Origin of the sequence: Fluviicola sp., assembly GCF_039596355.1 — a bacterium.
Lineage (GTDB): Bacteria > Bacteroidota > Bacteroidia > Flavobacteriales_D > Crocinitomicaceae > Fluviicola.
Genome location: NZ_JBCNJW010000013.1, coordinates 20,396 through 42,013 on the forward strand (window position 1 = coordinate 20,396; position 21,618 = coordinate 42,013).

Annotated in this window: 19 protein-coding genes; 8 read left to right on the forward strand and 11 right to left on the reverse strand. The window is 45.0% G+C overall.

Going from position 1 to position 21,618, the window contains the following annotated elements:
• Positions 1–105 precede the first annotated feature (105 nt).
• From ABDV94_RS18190 to ABDV94_RS18210, 5 genes are all read left to right on the forward strand, one after another.
• Positions 106–4,812, forward strand: coding sequence for a gliding motility-associated C-terminal domain-containing protein (locus ABDV94_RS18190; protein WP_343748644.1), 4,707 nt, complete (start codon positions 106–108; stop codon positions 4,810–4,812).
• Between the two features lie 5 nt (positions 4,813–4,817).
• Positions 4,818–5,177, forward strand: coding sequence for a hypothetical protein (locus ABDV94_RS18195; protein WP_343748645.1), 360 nt, complete (start codon positions 4,818–4,820; stop codon positions 5,175–5,177).
• Positions 5,167–5,925 carry an AraC family transcriptional regulator gene (locus tag ABDV94_RS18200; protein WP_343748646.1) on the forward strand — a complete coding sequence of 253 codons (759 nt, stop codon included), beginning with the start codon at positions 5,167–5,169 and terminating at the stop codon, positions 5,923–5,925. Before ABDV94_RS18195 ends, ABDV94_RS18200 begins: the two co-directional genes overlap by 11 nt.
• 46 nt (positions 5,926–5,971) lie before the next feature.
• A complete protein-coding gene (locus tag ABDV94_RS18205) occupies positions 5,972–7,147 on the forward strand; it encodes an NAD(P)/FAD-dependent oxidoreductase (RefSeq protein ID WP_343748647.1) in 1,176 nt (391 codons plus the stop codon).
• Positions 7,148–7,426: 279 nt separating this feature from the next.
• Entirely contained in the window at positions 7,427–8,185 is a 759-nt protein-coding gene (locus tag ABDV94_RS18210) for a TMEM175 family protein (protein WP_343748648.1), read from the forward strand.
• Here ABDV94_RS18210 and ABDV94_RS18215 read toward each other — a convergent pair.
• Genes ABDV94_RS18215 through ABDV94_RS18225 form a run of 3 tightly spaced genes read right to left on the reverse strand, consistent with a single transcriptional unit; the run spans position 8,096 to position 10,277 of the window.
• On the reverse strand, positions 8,096–9,688 hold the full coding sequence (locus ABDV94_RS18215; RefSeq protein WP_343748649.1) for a PepSY-associated TM helix domain-containing protein: 1,593 nt from the start codon (positions 9,686–9,688) through the stop codon (positions 8,096–8,098). The two genes, ABDV94_RS18210 and ABDV94_RS18215, sit on opposite strands and share 90 nt — an antisense overlap.
• Before the next feature lie 15 nt (positions 9,689–9,703).
• Positions 9,704–9,988 (reverse strand): hypothetical protein, encoded by a 285-nt coding sequence (locus ABDV94_RS18220; protein WP_343748650.1) that lies wholly within the window; start codon positions 9,986–9,988, stop codon positions 9,704–9,706.
• Positions 9,975–10,277, reverse strand: a complete 303-nt coding sequence (locus ABDV94_RS18225; protein ID WP_343748651.1) for a hypothetical protein — start codon at positions 10,275–10,277, stop codon at positions 9,975–9,977. The genes ABDV94_RS18220 and ABDV94_RS18225 overlap by 14 nt, the downstream gene beginning before the upstream one ends.
• 161 nt (positions 10,278–10,438) lie before the next feature.
• On the opposite strand from ABDV94_RS18225, the gene ABDV94_RS18230 reads away from it, so the two are divergent.
• The 3 genes from ABDV94_RS18230 to ABDV94_RS18240 all read left to right on the forward strand — a co-directional run bounded on the left by ABDV94_RS18230 (position 10,439) and on the right by ABDV94_RS18240 (position 12,696).
• The gene (locus ABDV94_RS18230) at positions 10,439–11,236 is read left to right on the forward strand and encodes a hypothetical protein (protein ID WP_343748652.1); all 798 of its coding nucleotides are present in this window, start codon (positions 10,439–10,441) and stop codon (positions 11,234–11,236) included.
• Between the two features lie 9 nt (positions 11,237–11,245).
• On the forward strand, positions 11,246–11,833 hold the full coding sequence (locus ABDV94_RS18235; RefSeq protein ID WP_343748653.1) for a Crp/Fnr family transcriptional regulator: 588 nt from the start codon (positions 11,246–11,248) through the stop codon (positions 11,831–11,833).
• A gap of 95 nt (positions 11,834–11,928) precedes the next feature.
• On the forward strand, positions 11,929–12,696 hold the full coding sequence (locus tag ABDV94_RS18240) for an alpha/beta hydrolase (RefSeq protein WP_343748654.1): 768 nt from the start codon (positions 11,929–11,931) through the stop codon (positions 12,694–12,696).
• A gap of 100 nt (positions 12,697–12,796) precedes the next feature.
• Here the strand turns inward: ABDV94_RS18240 and ABDV94_RS18245 are convergent, their stop codons facing one another.
• The 8 genes from ABDV94_RS18245 to ABDV94_RS18280 all read right to left on the reverse strand — a co-directional run bounded on the left by ABDV94_RS18245 (position 12,797) and on the right by ABDV94_RS18280 (position 21,569).
• Positions 12,797–13,078 carry a hypothetical protein gene (locus ABDV94_RS18245; RefSeq protein WP_343748655.1) on the reverse strand — a complete coding sequence of 94 codons (282 nt, stop codon included), beginning with the start codon at positions 13,076–13,078 and terminating at the stop codon, positions 12,797–12,799.
• Positions 13,079–13,160: 82 nt separating this feature from the next.
• Positions 13,161–15,977, reverse strand: a complete 2,817-nt coding sequence (gene carB, locus ABDV94_RS18250; protein WP_343748656.1) for a carbamoyl-phosphate synthase large subunit — start codon at positions 15,975–15,977, stop codon at positions 13,161–13,163.
• A 333-nt stretch (positions 15,978–16,310) separates the two neighbouring features.
• A complete protein-coding gene (locus ABDV94_RS18255; RefSeq protein WP_343748657.1) occupies positions 16,311–16,523 on the reverse strand; it encodes a YqaE/Pmp3 family membrane protein in 213 nt (70 codons plus the stop codon).
• A gap of 373 nt (positions 16,524–16,896) precedes the next feature.
• A complete protein-coding gene (locus ABDV94_RS18260; protein ID WP_343748658.1) occupies positions 16,897–18,327 on the reverse strand; it encodes a hypothetical protein in 1,431 nt (476 codons plus the stop codon).
• Between the two features lie 291 nt (positions 18,328–18,618).
• On the reverse strand, positions 18,619–19,614 hold the full coding sequence (locus tag ABDV94_RS18265) for a hypothetical protein (protein ID WP_343748659.1): 996 nt from the start codon (positions 19,612–19,614) through the stop codon (positions 18,619–18,621).
• Between the two features lie 2 nt (positions 19,615–19,616).
• Complete coding sequence (locus ABDV94_RS18270) at positions 19,617–20,018, reverse strand: hypothetical protein (protein ID WP_343748660.1); 402 nt, start codon at positions 20,016–20,018, stop codon at positions 19,617–19,619.
• Between the two features lie 22 nt (positions 20,019–20,040).
• Positions 20,041–20,538, reverse strand: coding sequence for a hypothetical protein (locus ABDV94_RS18275; protein ID WP_343748661.1), 498 nt, complete (start codon positions 20,536–20,538; stop codon positions 20,041–20,043).
• A 23-nt stretch (positions 20,539–20,561) separates the two neighbouring features.
• Positions 20,562–21,569, reverse strand: coding sequence for a bestrophin family ion channel (locus ABDV94_RS18280; RefSeq protein WP_343748662.1), 1,008 nt, complete (start codon positions 21,567–21,569; stop codon positions 20,562–20,564).
• Positions 21,570–21,618 lie beyond the last annotated feature (49 nt).

The window sequence follows — 21,618 nt, forward strand, 5'->3', positions numbered from 1 at the left end:
CATTCCATCGAAAAGAACATCTGCGCCAGGCTGGAAATTTGTTTCCTGCCTCAACCAACTTTTTGTTGCTTTTCTCGTCTTACCTAAGCAAAACCCAATATTACTATGAAGCTAATCCTCTTTATCTGCTCCCTCTGTTTTTCTGTGTCGTGGACATGGGCGCAGACCTGGGGTGCCAGTACCTTTAGCCAAACAACGAATGAAGCAAACGATATCGAGTTAAACAACCTCAATGAATCGTATGTTGCCGGGTATTATTCCGGGCAAACATCCTTCAGCCCATCCAGCTCCCTGGCCTCTACGCAGGGGAATACCGATGCTTACATTGCCAAATACAGTGCTTCCGGAGCAGTACTCTGGATCAAACAATTCGGAGGGACACTCGCAGACCGTGCAATCGACCTGGCAGTAGGCCCCGACCAAAACGTCGTTGTAACCGGACAATTTTTCGGAACGGTTACTTTTGGGAGCACCACTCTCACTTCAGCAGCGAACTCAAAAGACTTTTTTATCCTGAAACTCGATCCGGCAGGAAACGTACTATGGGCGCGGAAAGAAGGTGGAACAGGTCCGGATAATGCCAATAAACTAACGGTCGACAATCAGAACAATATCATTGTGACAGGAGATTATCAGGGAGTTGCCACCATCGGGAGCAATACGTTTACCAGTACAACCGATCCCTCCAGTGGAAATCCGTCTGTAGACCTGTTCATTGCCAAATACGATCCGAACGGAACACCTTTGTGGTCATTGAGCGGAGCCGGAACGTATGACGACCGTGGGCTTTCCGTGGCAGTAGATGCTCAAAATAATATTTTCTTCACCGGACAGTTCTCAAACACCCTCACTTTTGCATCGAACAGTTATCCCAACACAGGAATCAATATCGGTTTCTTGTGTAAACTGAACCCGGCCGGACAGTTGCAGTTTTTCAATCAGATGAAAGCGGGGTATGTGATGCCTTACGACGTGGAGGTAAACGGAAGCAACGAACCGATTGTAACGGGAGATTTCCTCGGAAACATGCTGTATTTCGATTCAAATGGTTCACTCAGCATTCAAAACCCCTACGACAAGCAGATTTTTGTACTGAAAACCAGTAATTCCGGGCAGCACGTCTGGAACTACACACTTGGTTCCAATAACGAAGTATCCGCCAGATCGCTTTCCATTGATCCGGGAAACAACATTTTCGTGACCGGGTATTTCAAATGTGACCTGTCCCAAATCCAGGATAGTACGGAACAAATCTTCAATTCCGTTGGGTTTAAAGACCCCTACCTCCTGAAAGTAACGAACAGCGGTTCACGTGCGTATATCAAACAATTTGGTGGAAAACAAGACGATGAAGGGAAAGGAGTTGCCGTGAAGCAGTCGGACAGACCAGTCATTTGTGGAATCTACACCGAAGATTTGAACTTTACGCCGGCATCCGTAGGAACTCCGACACTCGGATATGACAACTTTAGCTTCAATCCGTATTTCGGACTGGAACCGTATCACATTTTCCTGGCAGGAGATCAGAGCCGGAATTCCTTCCTCACCAACCACATTACAGCGAGCTACAACAACTACAATTACTTCACGCAAAGTGCTTCCGATTCACTGGTCGGTTATATCGACGCGGAACAAGCTTCACATTATGTGACCGTAACCGGAGATACGGTTCATTTCTGCAGCCAGGCGAATTTATTTTACAATACTCTCACTTTTCCGCATTTCGGGCCGGACTACATCGACACCTGGTATGACGGAAGCCACAACACCATCAATACGATCTCTGCAACCGGGACATACTGGGTGCAGCACAAACGCAAAGACGAGTGTTACACCGATTGGGATTCCATTTATGCAATCAAGGAACCGACACCAAACCTTCCTTTGCTGACAGATGATCACGGTGTCAATGTCAATCAACCCGGGCCGAACTACCACAACTACCATTTCTGTTACCCGGAAGGAGCCATTATTACTTTCTCGAACCTGGATCCGGGATCGACACTGACCACAATCGGAAATGCGGTGACTTTCTACGGGCCTGGGCCCCATACATTAGACCAGGAATTACAGTACTGGGTACAGGTCGTGAATCAATACTGCATGAACATCGGAAGTTTTACCTTCACACAGGACATGGCCGTTCCGCCGGACAGTATTTCGCTTTCTATTGCAATGAATACGAACGTTCCTACCGGAGATTCGATCGAAATCTGTGAAGGCACACCGATTGTTTTCCATGGAATCGACCTGATTGTCAATCCGAACGGGAATTTCTATCCATCGGTTTATCCTCCGATCGACACCGTAATCTGGATTATCGATGGTGTTCCGCATATCAATTACGATACTGCTGCAGTTGTTTACAACCCGGGATCAACCGGATGGCACACCGTACAAATCCAGGTCGTAAGAGGATATGACAACCTTTGCGGTCTCGATACAACCGTTTACACAGCTACCAAACAATTCTACATCAAAGTGAATCCATTACCGACCTGGGGAACAACCATTACCGGTGGAGGGACACTTTGTCCGGGAGAATCGGAATACCTGGTGGCCACGAATCCACATCCCAGCCTGCAGTGGTCTGGAGCAAATATCTTGTGGAATAACGGCTCAGACAGTATTGAGGTCAATGCCCCGGGCTGGTACAACTACAGCGGAATGCTGATGGATTCGACGACCGGATGCAGTACTTCGCTGGCATTCAATCAGTATGTTTCGGTGAAAGTACCTCCAAACATCATGTCCTTTCCGGGTGATGCCGTGATTTGTCCCTTCGATTCGCTCTTAATGTCTGTTCCGAATGCCTTCACCAGCTACCTGTGGGTGGGCCCGAACGGAAATACCTTGTCCACGACACCAAACTGTTACACTACGCAGGTCGGCAGTTACACCTGCCAGGTAACGGATGCCGAAGGATGTATCCTGGTTTCTCCACCGTTTGAAGTCTTCCAGTACTCCACTCCTTCCCTTTCGGTATCTCCAAACGCAATCATCTGCAACAACGAAACGGTAGACATCCAGATCAGCTATTCCGGAAATGCAAGTTTCCTATGGAATACCGGTTCCACCAGCGATCACCTTTCGACTAACGTGACCGGACTCTACATTGTGCATGTTACTCAGTGTGGCGTTACTGTAACAGACAGCGTCGAAATCATCAATGGATCGTTCACCGCATCGATTTCGGTCAGTGATTCAGTGCTTTGCTACGGAGACACTGCTGTTTTCACAGGCTCTGTGGCAGGTGGGGCAAGCTACGAATGGAGTTCCGGGCCAATTACCGGACCGACTTATGCAACTACCGCAAGCGGAACGTATTCTGCTATCGTGACAAACGCAGTTGGCTGTACAGCTCAAACAAATGCTATTTCGGTAGTAAATGTTCCGGGAAGCGCTCCGCCGGTCATCCCTTCTCAAACCATTTGTCCGGGGCAAAATGTAACCTTATCTGAAAGTACATCGACTACGATCTTGTGGTATGACCTGGACACCAACGTGATTTACACCGGAACGACTGTGAATCTCACCAACGTGCAGCAAGACACCAGTTTCCTCATTTCGTATACAACTGCCAATGCCATTTGTGGCATGAGTTATTCTGCTGTGAATGTAATCATAACAGTTCCTCCGGGGCCGATCAACATTATCGGGGACTCGAATCTGTGCGTGAACCAGGACGGAGTGTTCTTAGCTGTCACAACAGACAACATCGAATGGTTTGCAAACGGGGCTTCACTCGGAAGTGCCAACCCGATTACGATTCCATTCAGTACATTGAACACCAACCCGGTTTTCTCGATTGAACTTTCAAATGCATGTTTCACGACCACTCAATTCGACAGTGTCGAGATCATTACTCCGGAAGTACTCCAGCTTTCCGACGATACGGTGTCTGTCTGTTTCTTTGATTCGGAAGTACTTTTCCTGGACAACACCGATGTGACATCCGTTACCTGGAGCGGTAATTTCGGAACGGTTCAAAGTGATCATCTCACAGTACACGGAAATACGACTTACACTCCGATTACGGTGACGGCAATCGATCAATACGGTTGTGTAACAGAAAGTGCTGTAGTCATTGTAAATACTTCGATCTATAACCTCATGCCGAATCTGAATTTCCCGAATTACTGTCCGGGAACATCCGGAAACCTGACTGCAAATACTACTTCCGACAGCGTGTTGTGGATTACGCCTTTCGGGAACAGCGGCAACAATCCGCTGAATTTTACCCTGAGTCAGCAAAATTCCGGAAACTTCTACCTGCATACCTGGGATGATATGGGGTGTATGTATGTCGATACGGTCGTCGTTCCATTGGCTCCGGTTCCAAGCCTGGACATTTTGCCCGACACGGTTTTCTGTGCCAACGATATTTACACCTTCTATTTCCCGAACGATGCCAATACCTATTACTGGACCACTTACGGAAACAGTACACAGATTCCGATCACGTTTGACCAGGAACTGATTCTGAACGTCGTGACTCCGGATGGCTGTGTGGGATCAGACACGCTGGTAGTTCATGCAGTGGACTGCGACGATGAGTTGCCGAATATCATCACTCCGAACGGAGACGGAATCAATGATTATTTCATTATCGACGATGCTTATTCACAACTCGGAAATACGCTGATCATTATCAACCGCTGGGGAAATAAGATGTTCGAAGCCAGTCCGTATAAAAATGATTGGGACGGAGATCAAATTTCTGACGGTGTTTATTTCTATCTTTATTATCCGAAGGGCATCAAAGAACCGTCGTATGTGAAACACGGATTCATACATGTCTTTGCAAATTAGGAACGATGGCTGTCTCATTAAAAGGAATGCGGAAAATCACAGTGAACGGAGAAGTTTTCCTCTGGAAAATCCGCCGGAAGATTTCACATAATGAGGCACACAATGACGATTATGCAATTCCGGTACAGCATCACTCCGGCGGGCAGTTGTTATTTGTTTCCGTTGGTTTCACGCGGTCTTACGGTTATCAGAATGATTCACCGGAAAGTGTTACCCCCTCGATGATCCGACCATTGATTGAACAAGCCATTTCGCTGGGATGGAAATACGACAAACCTGGAAATGCCATCTGTTTAAAGACTGATTCACTATCTACAGACACGAAAATGTGGAGTGCCGGTAACTTTTTTCAGCATGACGAATGAATTTGTATATCATGTGGTGAAGCCTCCGGCTGCGCTTGCCGACTTTGTGGAAAGTTTCTGGCGGCTGGAAAATACGTTTGAAGAAGACAAAGAGATTGTCGTTGTTCCGGATGGACGTGTCGATCTGTTTATTTCACGCTCTGCCAAACAAGGATTTCACATTACACTTGCCGGAGTGGAAAGTGAACCCGACTGTGTAGCATTCGAAGCCCAAACAGTGATCTTCGCCGTCAGTTTTAAACTGCTTGCCATTGAGTATGTCATCCAGCAACCGATTGCAGATTTCCTCAACCGCGTTATATTCCTTCCGGATGATTTCTGGGGTTTTAACGCAGGTGATCTTTCGGACTTCGACGCTTTTTGCTCAAAGGCCGGTAAGCGGATTCTCGACATTCTTTCTCAAACGAAAGTTGATCCGCGAAAACGGCAGTTGTTCGATGCCATTTATTCCAGCCAGGGAGACCGTTCGGTGCAAGACCTGTCTGAACAGATTCAATGGGGGGAGCGCCAGATTAACCGCTATTTTCAAAGTCAGTTTGGAATTTCCCTAAAGAGCTACTGTACCATTCTCCGTTTCCGGGCATCGTTCCCGCATATCAAAGAAGGAAAGCTTTCCCCTGAGCAGAATTTTACCGACCAGGCGCACTTCATTCGTGAGATCAAGCGCTTCTCCGGCGTTACTCCGAAGGAATTGCTAAAAAATGTGAATGACCGATTTATACAATTTTCCACCCTGCCACGCAAGTAATTTTGCTTCATCAACGAGAGATTAATACTCGAAAATGAAGACAAAGATGTTACTTACAAATAAACAAATAGCCATTATCGGAGGCGGTCCTGGCGGACTTACACTTGCAAATCTTTTACAACAAAAAGGTGCAACTATCCGGGTATATGAACGGGACGAAAACAAACAGGCCCGCGTTCAGGGAGCAACCCTGGATTTACATGAAGAATCCGGTTTGGAAGCGTTGAAACGCGCCGGATTACTGGATGCTTTTTATGCAAACTACCGTCCGGATGCCGGAAAAATGCGCCTCATTACCAAGAACCTGGAAATTAAACTGGATGATCACGACGAAACAGCTGATTCGACAGATGTAACGGATTTGAGGCCGGAAATCGACCGCGGGCCCTTGCGTAAAATCCTGTTGGATCACCTTCCGGAAGAAGTGGTTGTCTGGGACGCTCATTTCATTTCCCTGGAACCGGAAAACGACGGCTGGAGGATCCACTTTAAAAATGGAACAAGTGCGTATGCAGACCTGGTGATCGCAGCTGACGGGGCGAACTCTAAAATTCGTCCGGTTATCTCAGGTATTCAACCGGTTTACTCCGGAATTTCAATCCTGGAAGGCAACATTTATCACGCGGCGACCAACGCTCCGAAACTATACGAAATCCTGAAAGGCGGAAAAGTATTCGCTTTCGGTGACGACAAATCGATTATTTTAAGTGCAAAAGGAGACGGAAGCATGTCCTTCTACACCGGTTGTAAAGTTCCCGAAAACTGGGTACAGGAATCCGGGATCGATTTCTCCGACAAAGCTTCTGTTTTCAAGTGGTTCAAAGAAACATTCGGTTCATGGGATTCTACCTGGCAAGAATTATTCGAAAGCGATGAGCTGTGGTTTATTCCTCGTCCGCAATACCATTATCCGCTGGATCAGTCCTGGGAAGCACATTCCAACATCACGATGATCGGAGATGCGGCCCACAGGATGCCTCCTTATGCGGGAGAAGGTGTAAACATGGCGATGCAGGATGCCTATGAATTGTGTGACAGCCTGACAGACCCGCAGTTTACCGATTTAAAAAGTGCCATTGCCGCATTTGAAAAGCGGATGTGCCAACGAGCATCTGAAGTCACCCAGATGACACTTGATTCGACAGAAATGCTCCACTCCGGAGATCCCATTAAAAGCATGCTGGCCTTATTTTCAGCGTCTGAACACCTGAAAGGCCAATAGCGAAAAAGCAACACACACAACTCTTGCGGAAAGCGGGTATCTTGTTTACAGGATGCCCGTTTTTATATTCATTCCTTCTTTTGTCTGTTCGAGTCACGGACATCCGGGATATCGGGAACGGCAAAAGAGAGAGTCTTGTTCCCAGTTGTTCTCGATACACCTTCGTGACACTGCGGTACTCGAACGGACCGGAAACAAAAATGAAAAAAGATTTTGTTTTAGAATTCGTCATTCAGCAATCGTAATTATTCATTAAATTGTCATACAGATCATTAACCTATGGAGAAAAAGAATTTACAAACGGAGCGTCTGGTGTTTTTCAGTGATGCTGTCGTGGCAATCGCTATTACGCTGCTGGCTTTGGATATTCGCATCGAACCATTGAAATCGGGACATCTGCACTTTTCGGATTTACTCCGCGAATGGAAGACCTTTATTGCTTTTACCTTATCGTTTCTGAACATCGCCAATTTCTGGAGGTCGCATCATACATTCTTTTCCTACATTGAGAAAATCGATGACCGCTTACTCACCAACAACATTATCTGGTTGTTTTTCATTGTACTGCTTCCCTTTTCAACTACGCTGGTGAGCGGTTACTTTTTCGATTCGACGGCTATTTTCGTTTACAGTTTAAACCTCTTCCTCATTGCAGTTTTTCAAAACAATATCTGGGATTACAGCTACTCCAGACACTTACTGAACCAGGAAACTGTTTCCGAAGAGATGGCTTCCAGACTCCGGCTGTTCTGCAACCTGGATATGCTGAATGCACTTGTAGCTGTGGGACTTTCCTTTGTCAACCCGACGCTTGCATTTATTCTCTTGTTTACCAAGCTTCCAACTTTTGTGATTGTGGGACTTTTCCACCGGAAAAAATTCAAAGACGAACGGGATGCAGCTATGAAAGCCAAGCGGGGAAACTTCGGCAGGAAGCACCGGAAAAAATTAAGCAGCGTTGAGCCTGGCTTTCCGGTTGAGCTTCCGAACGATCAGCAAACAGATGATGCCGGAACACAACCAAAGGAGGTCGACTGAGAAAATTCCGTATTCTCCGTTCATCCAGGTTCTCCAAAACCAGTTTCCGGAACTGATGCCATTCACAACCGGGATCAAAACTCCCAGGATTCCACCCGAAAGCAGTGTGAACCGGTTTGTAAACTGCTTGTCTTTTTTCAGACTCAGCAAAATACTCAGTACGAGCCATCCTAAAAAGAACGCGTAATTCAGGATTGTCTCGCGGGAAGCCGATACCGATTCCGGCAGTAATTTTGAAAGGATGAAACACCCAGCCGTAACCGGAAGCATGGACAGGCAAAGTGCCAGGTAAATCGATCCGACACGTCTGTTGTAACGCTGTTTTTTCTCCGGAATGTTCTTTTTGTTTCGTGCTTCGAGCCAGATCAGTACCCCGGAAATAATCACAAAACAGGTCAGGAAAGCCATCAGGAAGTAAACGACTTTCAATAAATACGTACTGAAAGTGCCTATTTCACCGAACTGTGCGTAGTGTAATCGTCGCACCGAAGACCAAACATTGTCGTAATATGACATTTCTCCCGGTTTCTTCACTGCTTTCTCTTTCCCTGTTTTAGCATCAAAAATCACAGAACCCTGACCCAGGAAACGTTTACTGATGTGTTCAGAACCGCTGACTTCCACATGCATCGTCTGACTTCCATAGAATGCTAGGTGCAGACGATCGACTTTGAAACCGGACCATTGACCGGCTGTTTTTTCGACCATCCGGTTGTAATCCACTACAAATGTTTGTTTGTTTCCAAGTGTATCTTTGTTTTCCCCGCGAAGTACATCGTCGTACATTTTACCGGTGTCTCCGTCGTATACCCAAATCGCATTGGTGCTTGCCACGATCACTCCGAGTCCGAACATACAACCGGTCAACGCGTAGATAAACTGGAACGGCAACCCGATGACTCCCAGTGCTGTGTGGGCATCCGTCCAGATTGTTTTCATTTTCTGGCGCGGACGGAAGAGGTAGAAATTCGAGCGGATTTTTTCCCAGTGAACCAGGATTCCCGTAACGATTGCCAGGAAGAAAAACAAAGCAACAAATCCCGAAATGTAGTAGCCGATGCGATCCAACTGGTAATAAAAATGCAAGAGGTAGAGCAATTCGCCGAAACTGAAATCGCTTTCGTGATTTTTCAACTGGTAATCTGCCGGATTGACTTCGTACTCATAGGTGATTTTCCCTAACGAATCTGCTTTGGGATCATCCGACCCGGAAATATAGATAGACTGTTTCACGGAAGTTCCTTCGGAATACACATAAATGTTTCTTCCGTAAAGAGACGGCACGTGCTTTTCGACGGAATCCATGATCCGGTTGTAGTCAATGGGTTCCGCTTTGGAAGCAGCCGTTTGTCCCCGCTGGTATTTCCCCGATTCCCACTCACCGATTTCCTGGCGGAATAAGGTGAATGCACCTGCAAAAAAGATCACAAACAAGCCGATTGTAATCGTAATTCCGCTTAGGGTATGCAAATGAAAAAAGATATTGTAATTTCGATTGTTCATACGAGAAGAAAGGAATTAGTTTTTTCCGAAGTAAATCAGAACATAGAGCAAAACCAAAGTCAGCAGGTAATAAAGCCAGCACTTCCAGCCATTTTCAAACAGGAACGGTACTATCATCAGGGTGATCCAAACCGGAAAAAGGGCATAAACGGAGGTAACGACTGCTATTTTGTAATCCGGGAGCCAGAATGCAAGCGCAGCAAACAGGAACGAGCTGATCAGTAAACTGCCCAAAATGGCCGCAGTCACTTTTGCAAAACGCTGCCAGCCGGAAGAAAGGTACTTTTTATTTGCCGGCATGAGACGTGTGTTTGGGTTGTTCTTTGGTCATCAAAGGCCGCAGCAAAACGGTCAAACCGGCGATGAACATCAACAAGGTCAATGAGTAAAAAAATCCGCCGGCCAGTCCGAATATCAGCATGAATCCGACACAGGTTGCCCCGATCAGGAAACCGCCCAGGCTCAGCGTCACATGCTTTTGTTTACGAATGCTTCGTTCCCAGTTCACCAACACATAATTCGTTTTGTGTGAATTGGTGTAAAGCAGGTAAAACCCCAGAAATTTCAGTATAAAAAGACCCAAAACCATGCTCTCAGCGTATAACGTTTTCTCAAATTCCCGGCAAAACTACGTCATTACCAGCGCTCTTTCAATACCCGAATTGAGGTATAGCCAGCTACCAACCTACTTTTAGAGGGTAATTCGCCTGGTGATCATCATAATTCGCAATTATTTTCTACTTTAATTCTATGAAAAACAGTTACTACATATGGAATCCGCTATTCCTGATTTCGTTAGCTGTACTCTTGCTGAACGATTTTTGGTGGAAGGAATCCTACCCGGGATTGCTCACCGGAAAACTGTCTGATGTTTCGGGATTAGTAGTTTTCGTTCTGTTTTTCGCCTCCTGGATTCAGCCTCGTTTTCGATTACTTCTTTTCGTTTTAACAGCGCTTATCTTTACCTGGTGGAAATCTTCCCGGAGCGGTCCGTTTATCGAAACATGGAATCATCTGTTTTGGTTTTTCCCGCTGGAGAGACGTATTGATTACACGGATTTGTTTTGCCTTTTAATACTGATTCCCGCTTATTTCTACATCCCGAAACGCAAACCGAAATCCGTTTCTGTGAGCTATTTCACTTACCCGCTCCTGTTTCTCGGGTTGTTTGCCATTACGGCTACTTCCAAAGCTAAAAACATCGGGGCTTACGGGGAAACACACCGCTATTGGATCGATGAATCCTTTAAGCTTAAAATGACAAAAGCTGAGTTTATCCGCACTATTTCCCTGAGTAACATCACGATGGAGAAAGACCCGGAAGCCACCGCTGTCAGTCAGAATGGTTATTCCAGCTATCTTTTGAAGAATTTCACCATTCACGAGTTTGCTATCGAATCCATGAGCATCGGTTTGAAGGAGAAGGGAAAGAAACTGATTGTGTATATCGGCAGTGTCGACCTGGTGAATTCAACGGACAAAACGATCAAAACCATCCGGCAGGAGATTTCTTCGGAATCCAGGGAATTATTCCGCCCGGAACATTAATGAAACCTCATGACTGATTTAGAAAAACTGGAATTTGCCATTACCACTTTTAGCAAAATGACTCCGGATGAATTCCGGAACTCACTTTCTTGCTGGCAGCAACGCAGTTTCAAAAAGGGCGAATACTACAATGAACGCCACCACATCTGTAAAAACCTGGGATTTATTCTCCAAGGCACGTTCCGTTCTTACATCATCGAAGAAAAAACAGGCGAAGAAAAGAATGTCTTCCTCTACTCTTCCGACCAGTTCGTGGTTTCATTCAAAAGTTTCATCAACCAGGCTCCCTGTGACTACCACACACAAGCTTTGACGGATTCGGTGATTTGGTATATCAACATCATTGATTTGCTGGCTTTGTATCAAAAATCGCATGCCTGGGAGCGTTTCGGGCGACTCCTGGCACAGGAAGCTTTCAATGTTGCAATGGAACGCAGCGAAAGCTTTTTATTCAAGACGCCGGAAGAGCGCTACCTGGATCTGGTCAGACACCATCCGAATATTTTCAATAACGTTCCGCTATATCATATTTCCTCGTATCTCGGAATCCAGGGTCCATCTCTGAGTCGCATACGAAAAAGACTTTCAGGCAAATAGACGATTTTAACCCAGGTTAAAATAATTGTGATTCAAAGGCTGCAACTTTGCCTTAACAAACAATCCCGGTACTATCCGGGCTAAACAAAAGAATCATGAAAACGTCAAAAACAATTGTCTTAATCCACGGGTTATTCGTCAACAACACCAGCTGGAAAAACTGGAAAACGTATTTTGAAGCACAAGGATATACGGTTTACACTCCAGCTAATCCGGGACATGAAGGAAATCCTGCAGACCTGAGAAAAAACATCCAACCGGGCCTTCCGAAGGTCGGATTTGAAGTAGTAGTAAACAACATTATTAAACTCATCGACACGCTTCCTGAAAAACCAATCGTTATTGGCCATTCACTCGCCGGGCTGGTTGTACAGAAACTGATTGAACTCGACAAAGCCGTTGCAGGAATCAGCATCGACGGAGCTCCTCCCAAAAATGTCCTTGCACCGTGGCAGACGATCAAAACGGTACTTCCTGTTGTGAATCCGTTCAAACGCGGGGCTTACCTGGGAACGCGGGAATGGTACCACCAAGCATTTTTCAACAATTATACCCGGAGCGAAAGCGATGCCTTGTATGACGAAGTGGCCGTTCCCGAAAGCCGGAAAATTGCCTGGGATTCCTTATTGAAGCCTTTTGCAAAAGTCGATTTTAGAAAACCACACAACCCGATTTTGTTTATCGGTGGCGAAAACGACACGATCTTTCCCGCGGCATTCACGAAGAAGATTGCAGGTTCTTACAAGGATCAAAACAGCCAGGTGGATTTTAAATCTTTCCCGGGAAGAAGCCACTTTATCGCCGGAGAAAAAGGTTGGGAAGAAGTTGCGGCTTATGTGTTAAACTGGATGGAAAAGCTATGATAGTTATTTTATTTCCACAGATGCACAGATTAAAAGAAAAAAGTGAACTTCGACTCCGCTCAGTTCACTTTTTTCTTTTAACTTTTCAATTATTCTAACTTCACTTGATTTCCTCGTAATCCACGTCCTGCACGTCTCCTTTCGGACTCGCTTTGGATTTGGAAACGGTTACTTTTCCGAAGTTTTTCAATTTTTCATTGCGTTCTCTGACAAAAGCTTTTTCACGAGCAAGATCAGCACGCTCCTCATCGAGGTTGCGCTTGGCAATCATCACCCGCCCCAGGAAGCGAAGCAATACCAACGCTCCGATTATCATGAGAATCGTTTTAAACAATCCCGGAAGGCTTGCTTCGACTATTTCAGGATATAATAGTATGTTCATTTAACCTTTTACAATCCTATTTAACAACTGCGCTCATCCCGGATATCCGGGATCTGCTTCGAATCGGAAGCAGTGCTTCTTCTTATTTAGACAAGTGCATGTTTCTTTCGGAATAGATCTTCGTGAAGAACGGATCTTTCAGGTTTTTGATGAAACGGATGGCTTCTCCGGTAGATTTCATCTCTGGCCCCAATTCTTTCTTCACATCCGGGAATTTCTCGTAGGAGAATACCGGGATTTTGATCGCATACCCTTCTTTTTTCGGAGAAAAGTTGAAGTCTTTCACTTTCTTCTCACCTAACATCACTTTCGTTGCATAGTTCACATACGGTTCGTCATATGCTTTTGCAATGAACGGAACAGTACGGGATGCACGCGGGTTCGCTTCGATGACGTATACTTTATCGTCCTTGATCGCAAACTGGATGTTGATCAAACCTACTGTTTTCAATTCCACAGCGATCTTTTTCGTTATATCTTCAATCTGCTGCATTACGAAATCTCCCAGGTTGTATGGAGGAAGAACCGCGTAAGAGTCACCGGAGTGAATTCCTGCGGGCTCAATGTGCTGCATCACACCAATGATATACACGTCTTTTCCGTCACAGATTGCATCGGCTTCCGCTTCGATTGCTCCGCCCAGGAAGTGATCCAGCAAGATTTGGTTGCTTCCCATTTCGTTGATGATATCTACTACATGGTGCTCCAATTCTTCTTTGTTGATGACAATCTTCATTTTTTGTCCACCCAATACATAAGAAGGGCGAACCAACAACGGGAATCCAAGTTCATTCGATAATTCGATTGCTTGTTCTGCGCTTTCCACTACTCCGTATTTCGGGAACGGGATGTTGTGCTGCTCCAATACTTTGGAGAAGCGTCCGCGGTCTTCTGCCAAATCGAGGTTCTCAAAGCTTGTTCCCAGGATTTTGATTCCGTAACGCTCCAGCTTCTCCGCCAGCTTCAACGCTGTTTGTCCACCCAGCTGCACAATGACGCCTTCCGGCTTCTCATGCTGAATGATATCGTAAATGTGTTCCCAGAAAACCGGTTCGAAGTATAGTTTATCTGCTGTATCGAAATCGGTAGAAACCGTTTCCGGGTTACAGTTGATCATGATCGTTTCGTAGCCACACTCTTTTGCAGCCAATACTCCGTGCACACACGAGTAATCGAATTCGATTCCCTGTCCGATACGGTTTGGTCCGGAACCCAGAACAACTACTTTCCTGCGATCGCTGACCGTACTTTCGTTCTCGAATTCAAAGGTGGAATAGTAGTATGGTGTCTGTGCATCAAATTCTGCTGCACAGGTATCTACCAGTTTAAATACACGCTTGATTCCCATTTCCGAGCGCTTGTTGTGCACTTCAGATTCCAGGCATCTGAGTAAATGAGCGATCTGACGATCGGCATATCCTTTTTGTTTCGCTTCGAACATCAAATCTTTCGGCATGTTCCCGACATGGAATTTCTCAATGCGGCGCTCCAGTTTGATCAAGTCCTCAATTTGTTTCAGGAACCAGGTATCAATGCGTGTTTTTTCAAAAATTGTTTTGAATGGAATTCCCAGCTTGATTGCGTCATAGACATGGAACAAGCGGTTCCAGCTCGGATTTTCCAATGAATGAAGAATCGCATCCTGGTTGGTCAATTCTTTTCCGTCAGCTCCCAATCCATTCCGGTTGATCTCTAAGGACTGACATGCTTTCTGTAAAGCTTCCTGGAACGAACGTCCGATTCCCATTACCTCACCTACCGATTTCATCTGCAATCCGATGCGGCGGTCTGTTCCCGGGAATTTATTGAAGTTCCAGCGTGGTATTTTTACGATTACATAGTCCAAAGTCGGTTCAAATAAAGCAGACGTTGTTTTTGTAATTTGATTGCTCAATTCATCCAGGTGGTAACCAATTGCCAATTTTGCAGCAATTTTAGCGATCGGGTAACCGGTTGCTTTGGAAGCCAGGGCAGATGATCTGGACACACGCGGGTTGATCTCAATTGCGATGATATCTTCGTGCTCATCCGGTGAAACTGCAAACTGTACGTTACATCCTCCGGCAAAATTCCCGATAGAACGCATCATTTTGATGGCCATATCGCGCATTCTCTGGAAAGTAGTATCGGACAAAGTCATAGCAGGTGCAACTGTAATGGAGTCTCCTGTATGGATTCCGATCGGGTCAAAGTTCTCAATAGAACAGATGATCACTACGTTGTCATTGGCATCGCGCAATAACTCCAACTCGTATTCTTTCCATCCGATCAACGCTTTATCGATCATGACTTCGTGAATCGGAGACAATTGTAATCCTCGCTCCAGCAATCCGTCAAATTCTTTCGGGTCATAAACAATGGATGCTCCTGAACCTCCCAATGTATAGGAAGGACGGATACACAACGGGAAACCAAAGTCCTGAGCGATTTCCTTTCCTTCCAGGAAGGATTTCGCGGTAGCCTGTGGTGCCATTCCCACGTCGATTTTTCCCATCAACTCACGGAATGCTTCACGGTTCTCTGTAATTTCAATGGCAGCGATGTCAACACCGATGATTTTCACACCGTAATCTTCCCAAATCCCCATTTCATCACACTTGATTGCGAGGTTTAGAGCGGTTTGTCCTCCCATAGTTGGCAGTACAGCATCAATTTTGTGATTTTTCAAAATTTCGATGATGCTTTCAGGTTCAAGAGGTTGCAGGTAAACATTGTCAGCAACGACCTTATCTGTCATGATCGTAGCAGGATTCGAGTTGATCAGGGTTACTTCAATGCCTTCTTCGCGAAGAGAACGGGCTGCTTGAGAACCTGAGTAGTCGAATTCACATGCTTGACCAATAACGATAGGACCTGAACCGATGATTAGTACGGACTTAATGGAATTGTTTTTCGGCATTATGCGCTTTTTAAGAGTTCAATTTGTAATTATTCTTTGCAACACGGTAAATGGCTCTACCTATACTACAAATTGAGCGCAAATTTAGGGAATTAAATCGGGATTTCTACAAAACCGATTTTGTTTTTTCTGGAGTTATTAACAGGGAGCTTTGGGAACAAGCCTTTCAATCAAAACTTCGCGTGATTATATTTCCCGCAGATCACTCAGACGAGCGCAGAGTTATAAATGATATATGACCGGTTTAAGCCCGACAATACCGCTTAGAAAAATTCATAGTCTATGCTATACTGTTATTGTAAGCAGCAAAAGTCTTCTTCATTGCAAAGGATTCTACAGATTATTATTCCCCTGCTTGATTGCCGCAATAATATCCTGAGTTCTTCGATCAGCATACATCCGGTTCAAAGATGTCACAGCCCAAATAAACGCAGGAATCCATCCAATCAAAGTGATTTGAAGTAATAAGCAAACAATTCCAGAAAGGATTTTTCCCTGTAAAAGTAAAGACAACCAGGGAAGAAAAAAGGCGATTACATATCTCATAAATAGCAATGGGTTAACATGCACAATAATAGCTATTAAATATTAAAAATGATGCAGTTCTGAAATAACAAAAAAGGTACTTCAAGCAAAAGGTTATAACGTTCCTCAGATAGAAGTGGAGTTTATCATACGCTACAATAACAGATTCATAAACAACGAGTCCGTTAGGCGAGTAAGAATTAGTGCAGTGTTCGACTGAGCTCACACCGAAGTCAGTGGCTAAAACAGGAAGATTGATTGGATTCAGGCTGTAAACAAATCAAAAGGAAATCCGGTCGAATCAGAAAGCAAGCAGCTGGATAAGGTCGAGTTTTAATCACTAACCGGGGACTTCGACTCCGCTCAGTCGCCCGGTTAATTTCAGTTTATTTTCTTAGCTCTGAATAATCTTCGTCTGATCGAAGTACTTTTTAGCTTTCATGTCCTTCAGGAGTGGTGCAACCGCATTTTTATCCGCTGCATAGACGATCGTAATCAGGCGTTTTTTGTCATCAAAGAAACTCAAAACCTGGTTGTTCTCAGGCTTCACTTTCTTCAATTGCGGGAAGATTTTCTTCAGTTCCTTCATCGTTACAGCATGGTTCTTGTCAATGATGATCAACTGAGTTGTTTCTTCGTTTTTCAATACATCAATGCTGATCGGGTCGAGGATCGGCGCAGACATACGGGAATTGGTCAGCTGGAAATACTTGCTGATTTGATCACGCATACCGCTGATCTCCGCGACAGTTTCTACGTCATAAAAAATCGATACCCGGTTGAACAAAATCGCGTAATCTGTCAGGGATTTCGGAAAAGTAGCTGCAAATAAATCAATTGCTTTGTCTACAAATTCCTTGTCAATCGATTTTCCGGCTGCAATGTACTCTTCGACCAGCGGAAACAGTGCTTTCCCAAACCCGTTGATGTATTCGTTGTTGTACCAGTCCGATTCATCGAGTTTACCACTCAGGGTTTTAGTTCCCCAGCCATTGCCTAGTGCCGTTGCCAAACCCTCATCGAAGAAATTATAGGCAAAGGTCTTGTAAGGCGATTGATTTGCTGCAAACCATCCGTCCAGTTTCTGCTGAAAAGCTGCCGGCTGCTCGTCATAAAGTACGTGGCACATTTCGTGTAAAACCACTCCTAAACGCCCGATATGGTCGGTTTCATCCGAAAGTACCCCGATACACAAACTGTTTGCGTGCGGCGTTGCCGTTGTACTTCCATCGTATCCCGGAATCGGGTAAAGCGCCACGACAAACGGAATCGTCTCCGACCAACCGGAATTGTAAAATGCCTTGACCTTCTGGAAAAGTCCGGAACACTGATCCGCATATTCCTCCAATGCTTTTAATTGGAAATTGATTTTTGATTCGTTCTCTTTCCAGATATATTGATCGTAATAGGATTCTGCTTTGAAAAGGATATCCAGCAGTTTCTGTGTTTCATCATTCGGTAGCACGCCGATAATCCGTTGTCTGAATTCATCGAAGTTTTTCGAGTTCACCAGGGCGATGTCGATCAAATCATACGTTGATCTCGCCTGACGTCTGTTAGCAGGAAATTCCTCCCGCATGTAAATATAATCCAGCCGGATTACTGCAAAGTCATTGCACAATTGGGCAAATTCTTTATTTGCACCCAATTTTCCGTCAATATACTGCTGCAAGGTAGACGAAGTGGTATGATGATAGATCGCGGATTCCATGAAATTGAACACGCAATAAGGTTTACTGACTTTGAACGTGAAGGAATGGGGTTTTTGAGAAAATGCAGTTTGCAGGAACAAACAGAGTGAGGCAAGCAGAATCAGTTTTTTCATTCGTCAAGTTTTGTTTTGGGGTTCATGGATCTCATCAGTTAGTGTCGTTTGATTCTAAAAAGTGACAGCCTCCCCGGTTTTTATCATCACGCAGAATACGAAAGTAAAGCTGATTTTTGAACCTCGTTCGCTGCTAAAGAGTCTTATAAATCCAATGAATTCAAAGAGTTTCAAGGGTTAAGACGTTCAAAACGGAACTATGTAATCCTTTTGAACGGTTTAAACCCGATAACAAAATTCGTATTCAGAGTCTAATTTTATTCTGTTTCACTCAAAAGAAAGAATTCCGGATCATTTACGGATGACCGCTTGTCCCAATTGCTCTAAAAACGCATTTTTGAACACAGGTGCTCCAAGTGAATCCGAATCGGACAGAAAACCAATCGTGTGGGTTTGGGTTACCATGATTATTCCCCTGCGGGTTTCTCTCCCCATTCCCACGGAAAAACGGTAACAGAATTCAATCGATTTCGAAGCTCTTACTGGCTGCAACACTTTTTTCACGGAGATACAACTCTCTGGCCGCAATACAAACCCGGACGGGATTCCCAAACGGGATTCCATGCCCTCTTCGTCCGTAACCACATCCAACAAATGAATTCCCGTAACCGAACCGTTCCGTTGAATCAATGAGCATGTTTTTACCAAATCCATCAGGGAAACGGAAAAGAAACGGGGATATCCTGCAAAACAAACGGAATCATCATACCGAACCGCAATTCTGTCCATGAATTTTGCCCATTGCAGACAAGAGTATTCGTCAAAAGGATATGTGTAATCGGTACTTGGTGGTGTGATCCGATACAATGAAGCAATGTTTCTCGCATATTCACGCTTGCTTTGTTTGCCAACCCACGAAAAAGTATCTGATAACTTCACTCCTTCTTCAAACGACAGAAGCATTCCGAAGAGTTTCGTATTCCCGATGCGCCGGGTATCAGCCGCCAGTTCCCTCGAATTTTTGCTATAAACAATCTTTCCGGTTTCGTTATCCATCACCAGCATGGTTGGAATCCGGTGTTCTCCGGTTTGCTGTATCAAACCATCCAATTCACCTTTCAAGTCCCAATCCAGGAAGGTTTTTACGTCTAATGATTGAGTTGTATCCAGTTCCGGAAATTTTAGTTTTAACTGCCTGTGAAGCAATTTCACCGATAACGAATCACGGATTTCTTCACCATTGGAATAGCGGTAATGGATTTCGGGGGTATCGCTGCAGGAACTGATCAAAAAAAGCAGTTGAACGATACTAAAAACAAGAGTAGTTCGGGTCAGTTTTCGGGACATTTTTATTCCAGGTTTACAGTTATATTTCCAACTCCTTCGGGAAGCCACAAATCAGTCGTGCGCAGATCAATTCCATGGTCTTTCAAAAAGGCATTCAGTTTTTCAAGACAATCGGCATCGTTCAACTCTCCATGTCTCGGCAACACAACGATGCGTTCATTCGTTTCTATGCGATACAATCTATCAGCTAAAATTTCAAGGTCCTTTTGAGAATAGCCGGTAGTCACTCCGTCAGCCAAAACATAACTCCCGTCGTCGTTGACGTCAAACATGAAATAATCAACGATCAGGACGGAAAAGAACGCGTTGTCCCGTTGATCGAAGTAAAACAGCTCTGACATTCGGTCTACCGGCTGTTTCAACCCGGTCATCAACCAGTTGATGAGTTGCGTTTCTTGTTCCATCTGATTTTAAGCGAAATGACAATCAGGCTACTTTCTTTTTCCGGGAAAACGTTTTCACGCTCAGCCAAATGCATACAGATCCCAGAACGAAGTAAGCAATCGCTGCGATCAGGTTTGCAGTTCCGATGCTTTCCGTAAACAACCCTCCAAACGATTTGAACCAATTATCGGTTGTTCTGCTCAGTTTGTAAAACCCGATGAAAAACAGCAAAACAGTCAATCCGACTACCAGGATCAGGTTCAGAATCGATTTCTTCTTTGCCAGGTTGATTACCGCAACAAGTACAAACCCAAAAACAATTCCGTAGAGAAAAGCATTGGCTTGTTCGGTCATGAATTTTCCAAGGGTATATCCGGCAGGAAGCAGCCTGAAGCAATCTGCTCCTGCTCCCGATTTCGCGAAGCATTCGAGAACATCCGAGTGATAAAAGCCAAAGAAGCTTGATCCTACTCCTGAAAAGAAGAACACTCCTAAAATCTGAAAAACGACCAATTTGACCGTGTTACCTATATTTCCCATCGTTATTTTTTGATCCGTCAAAGTTACAATACAATATTGTTTACCGGTGTTACGGCCGGTGGTAAATCCGTTTCTCCGAGCATTTCGCGCAAATCAATCTCGATTGCCCGGCTAATCTGGTGCATTGGAATGTCATTGGCACTTCCTTCGAACGGGTTTTCGGTGCTCTCTCCTACCTGCTCCAGAGTGGTGTAAACCCAGGAAATCAATACACTGAACGGCAGAACCAACCACACCATGTGTCCTTTCATCGGGCCTTCAATCAGATCATTGAGTTTTTCAAATTCCAGCAGCATCCCGAAAGGAAGCAGAAAACAGAACAAGCGGATGAAAAAGGTATTGATCGAAGCAAACTGGCGCGGATAGGGAAAATTCTTGATCCGTTCGCTTTTTCCCTGATGCTCGAAGAATTCATTCAGAACGCGCTGCATTTCCATGTATTGATAGGAATCGATCTGCTTAGCGTCGAACATTCTTCGCAAGGTTTCTGCCTGTAAAGCCAACAATTGCGTAGCACGGTTCTTTTTCGACAAAATGAACACCATTTCGGATTCATTCATGAATTTTGCCAGTTCGGTTTCCAACGGTGTTTCGTGTTCCGGAACCTTGTAAAAGCGCTTGTACTCGCGGTTGTATGACTTGGTAACGGTTTCCCAGGTACGGGAATCGCGAAGCTGGTAGCGCAGTGCGGTGAGCCAGGCAAAATGGCGGTAAATCAATTCTTTTTCGACCTCGCGGTCCGGGATCACGTTTCTGGCCATCGTTCCCCACGCCCGGCTGCTGTTCACGATAGCTCCCCAAATCTGGCGAGCTTCCCAGGTGCGGCTATAAGTCTGCGTGTTTTTAAACCCGACAATAAAGGCTGTTGCTGTTCCCAAAAGTGCAACCACGGTCCACGGAATGGCAATCCAATGAACATGCAGTTCCTCAAACAGCACTACCGGCATAATCCCGATTACGATCAGCCAATAGACATTTCTCCTGGTCCAGATCAAAAATTCTTTTAAACGGTATGATTTTCCTGAATGCATCTTTAATAAGTTAAAATTCAAAATTGAGAATGGAAAAGGAAAAGCGACT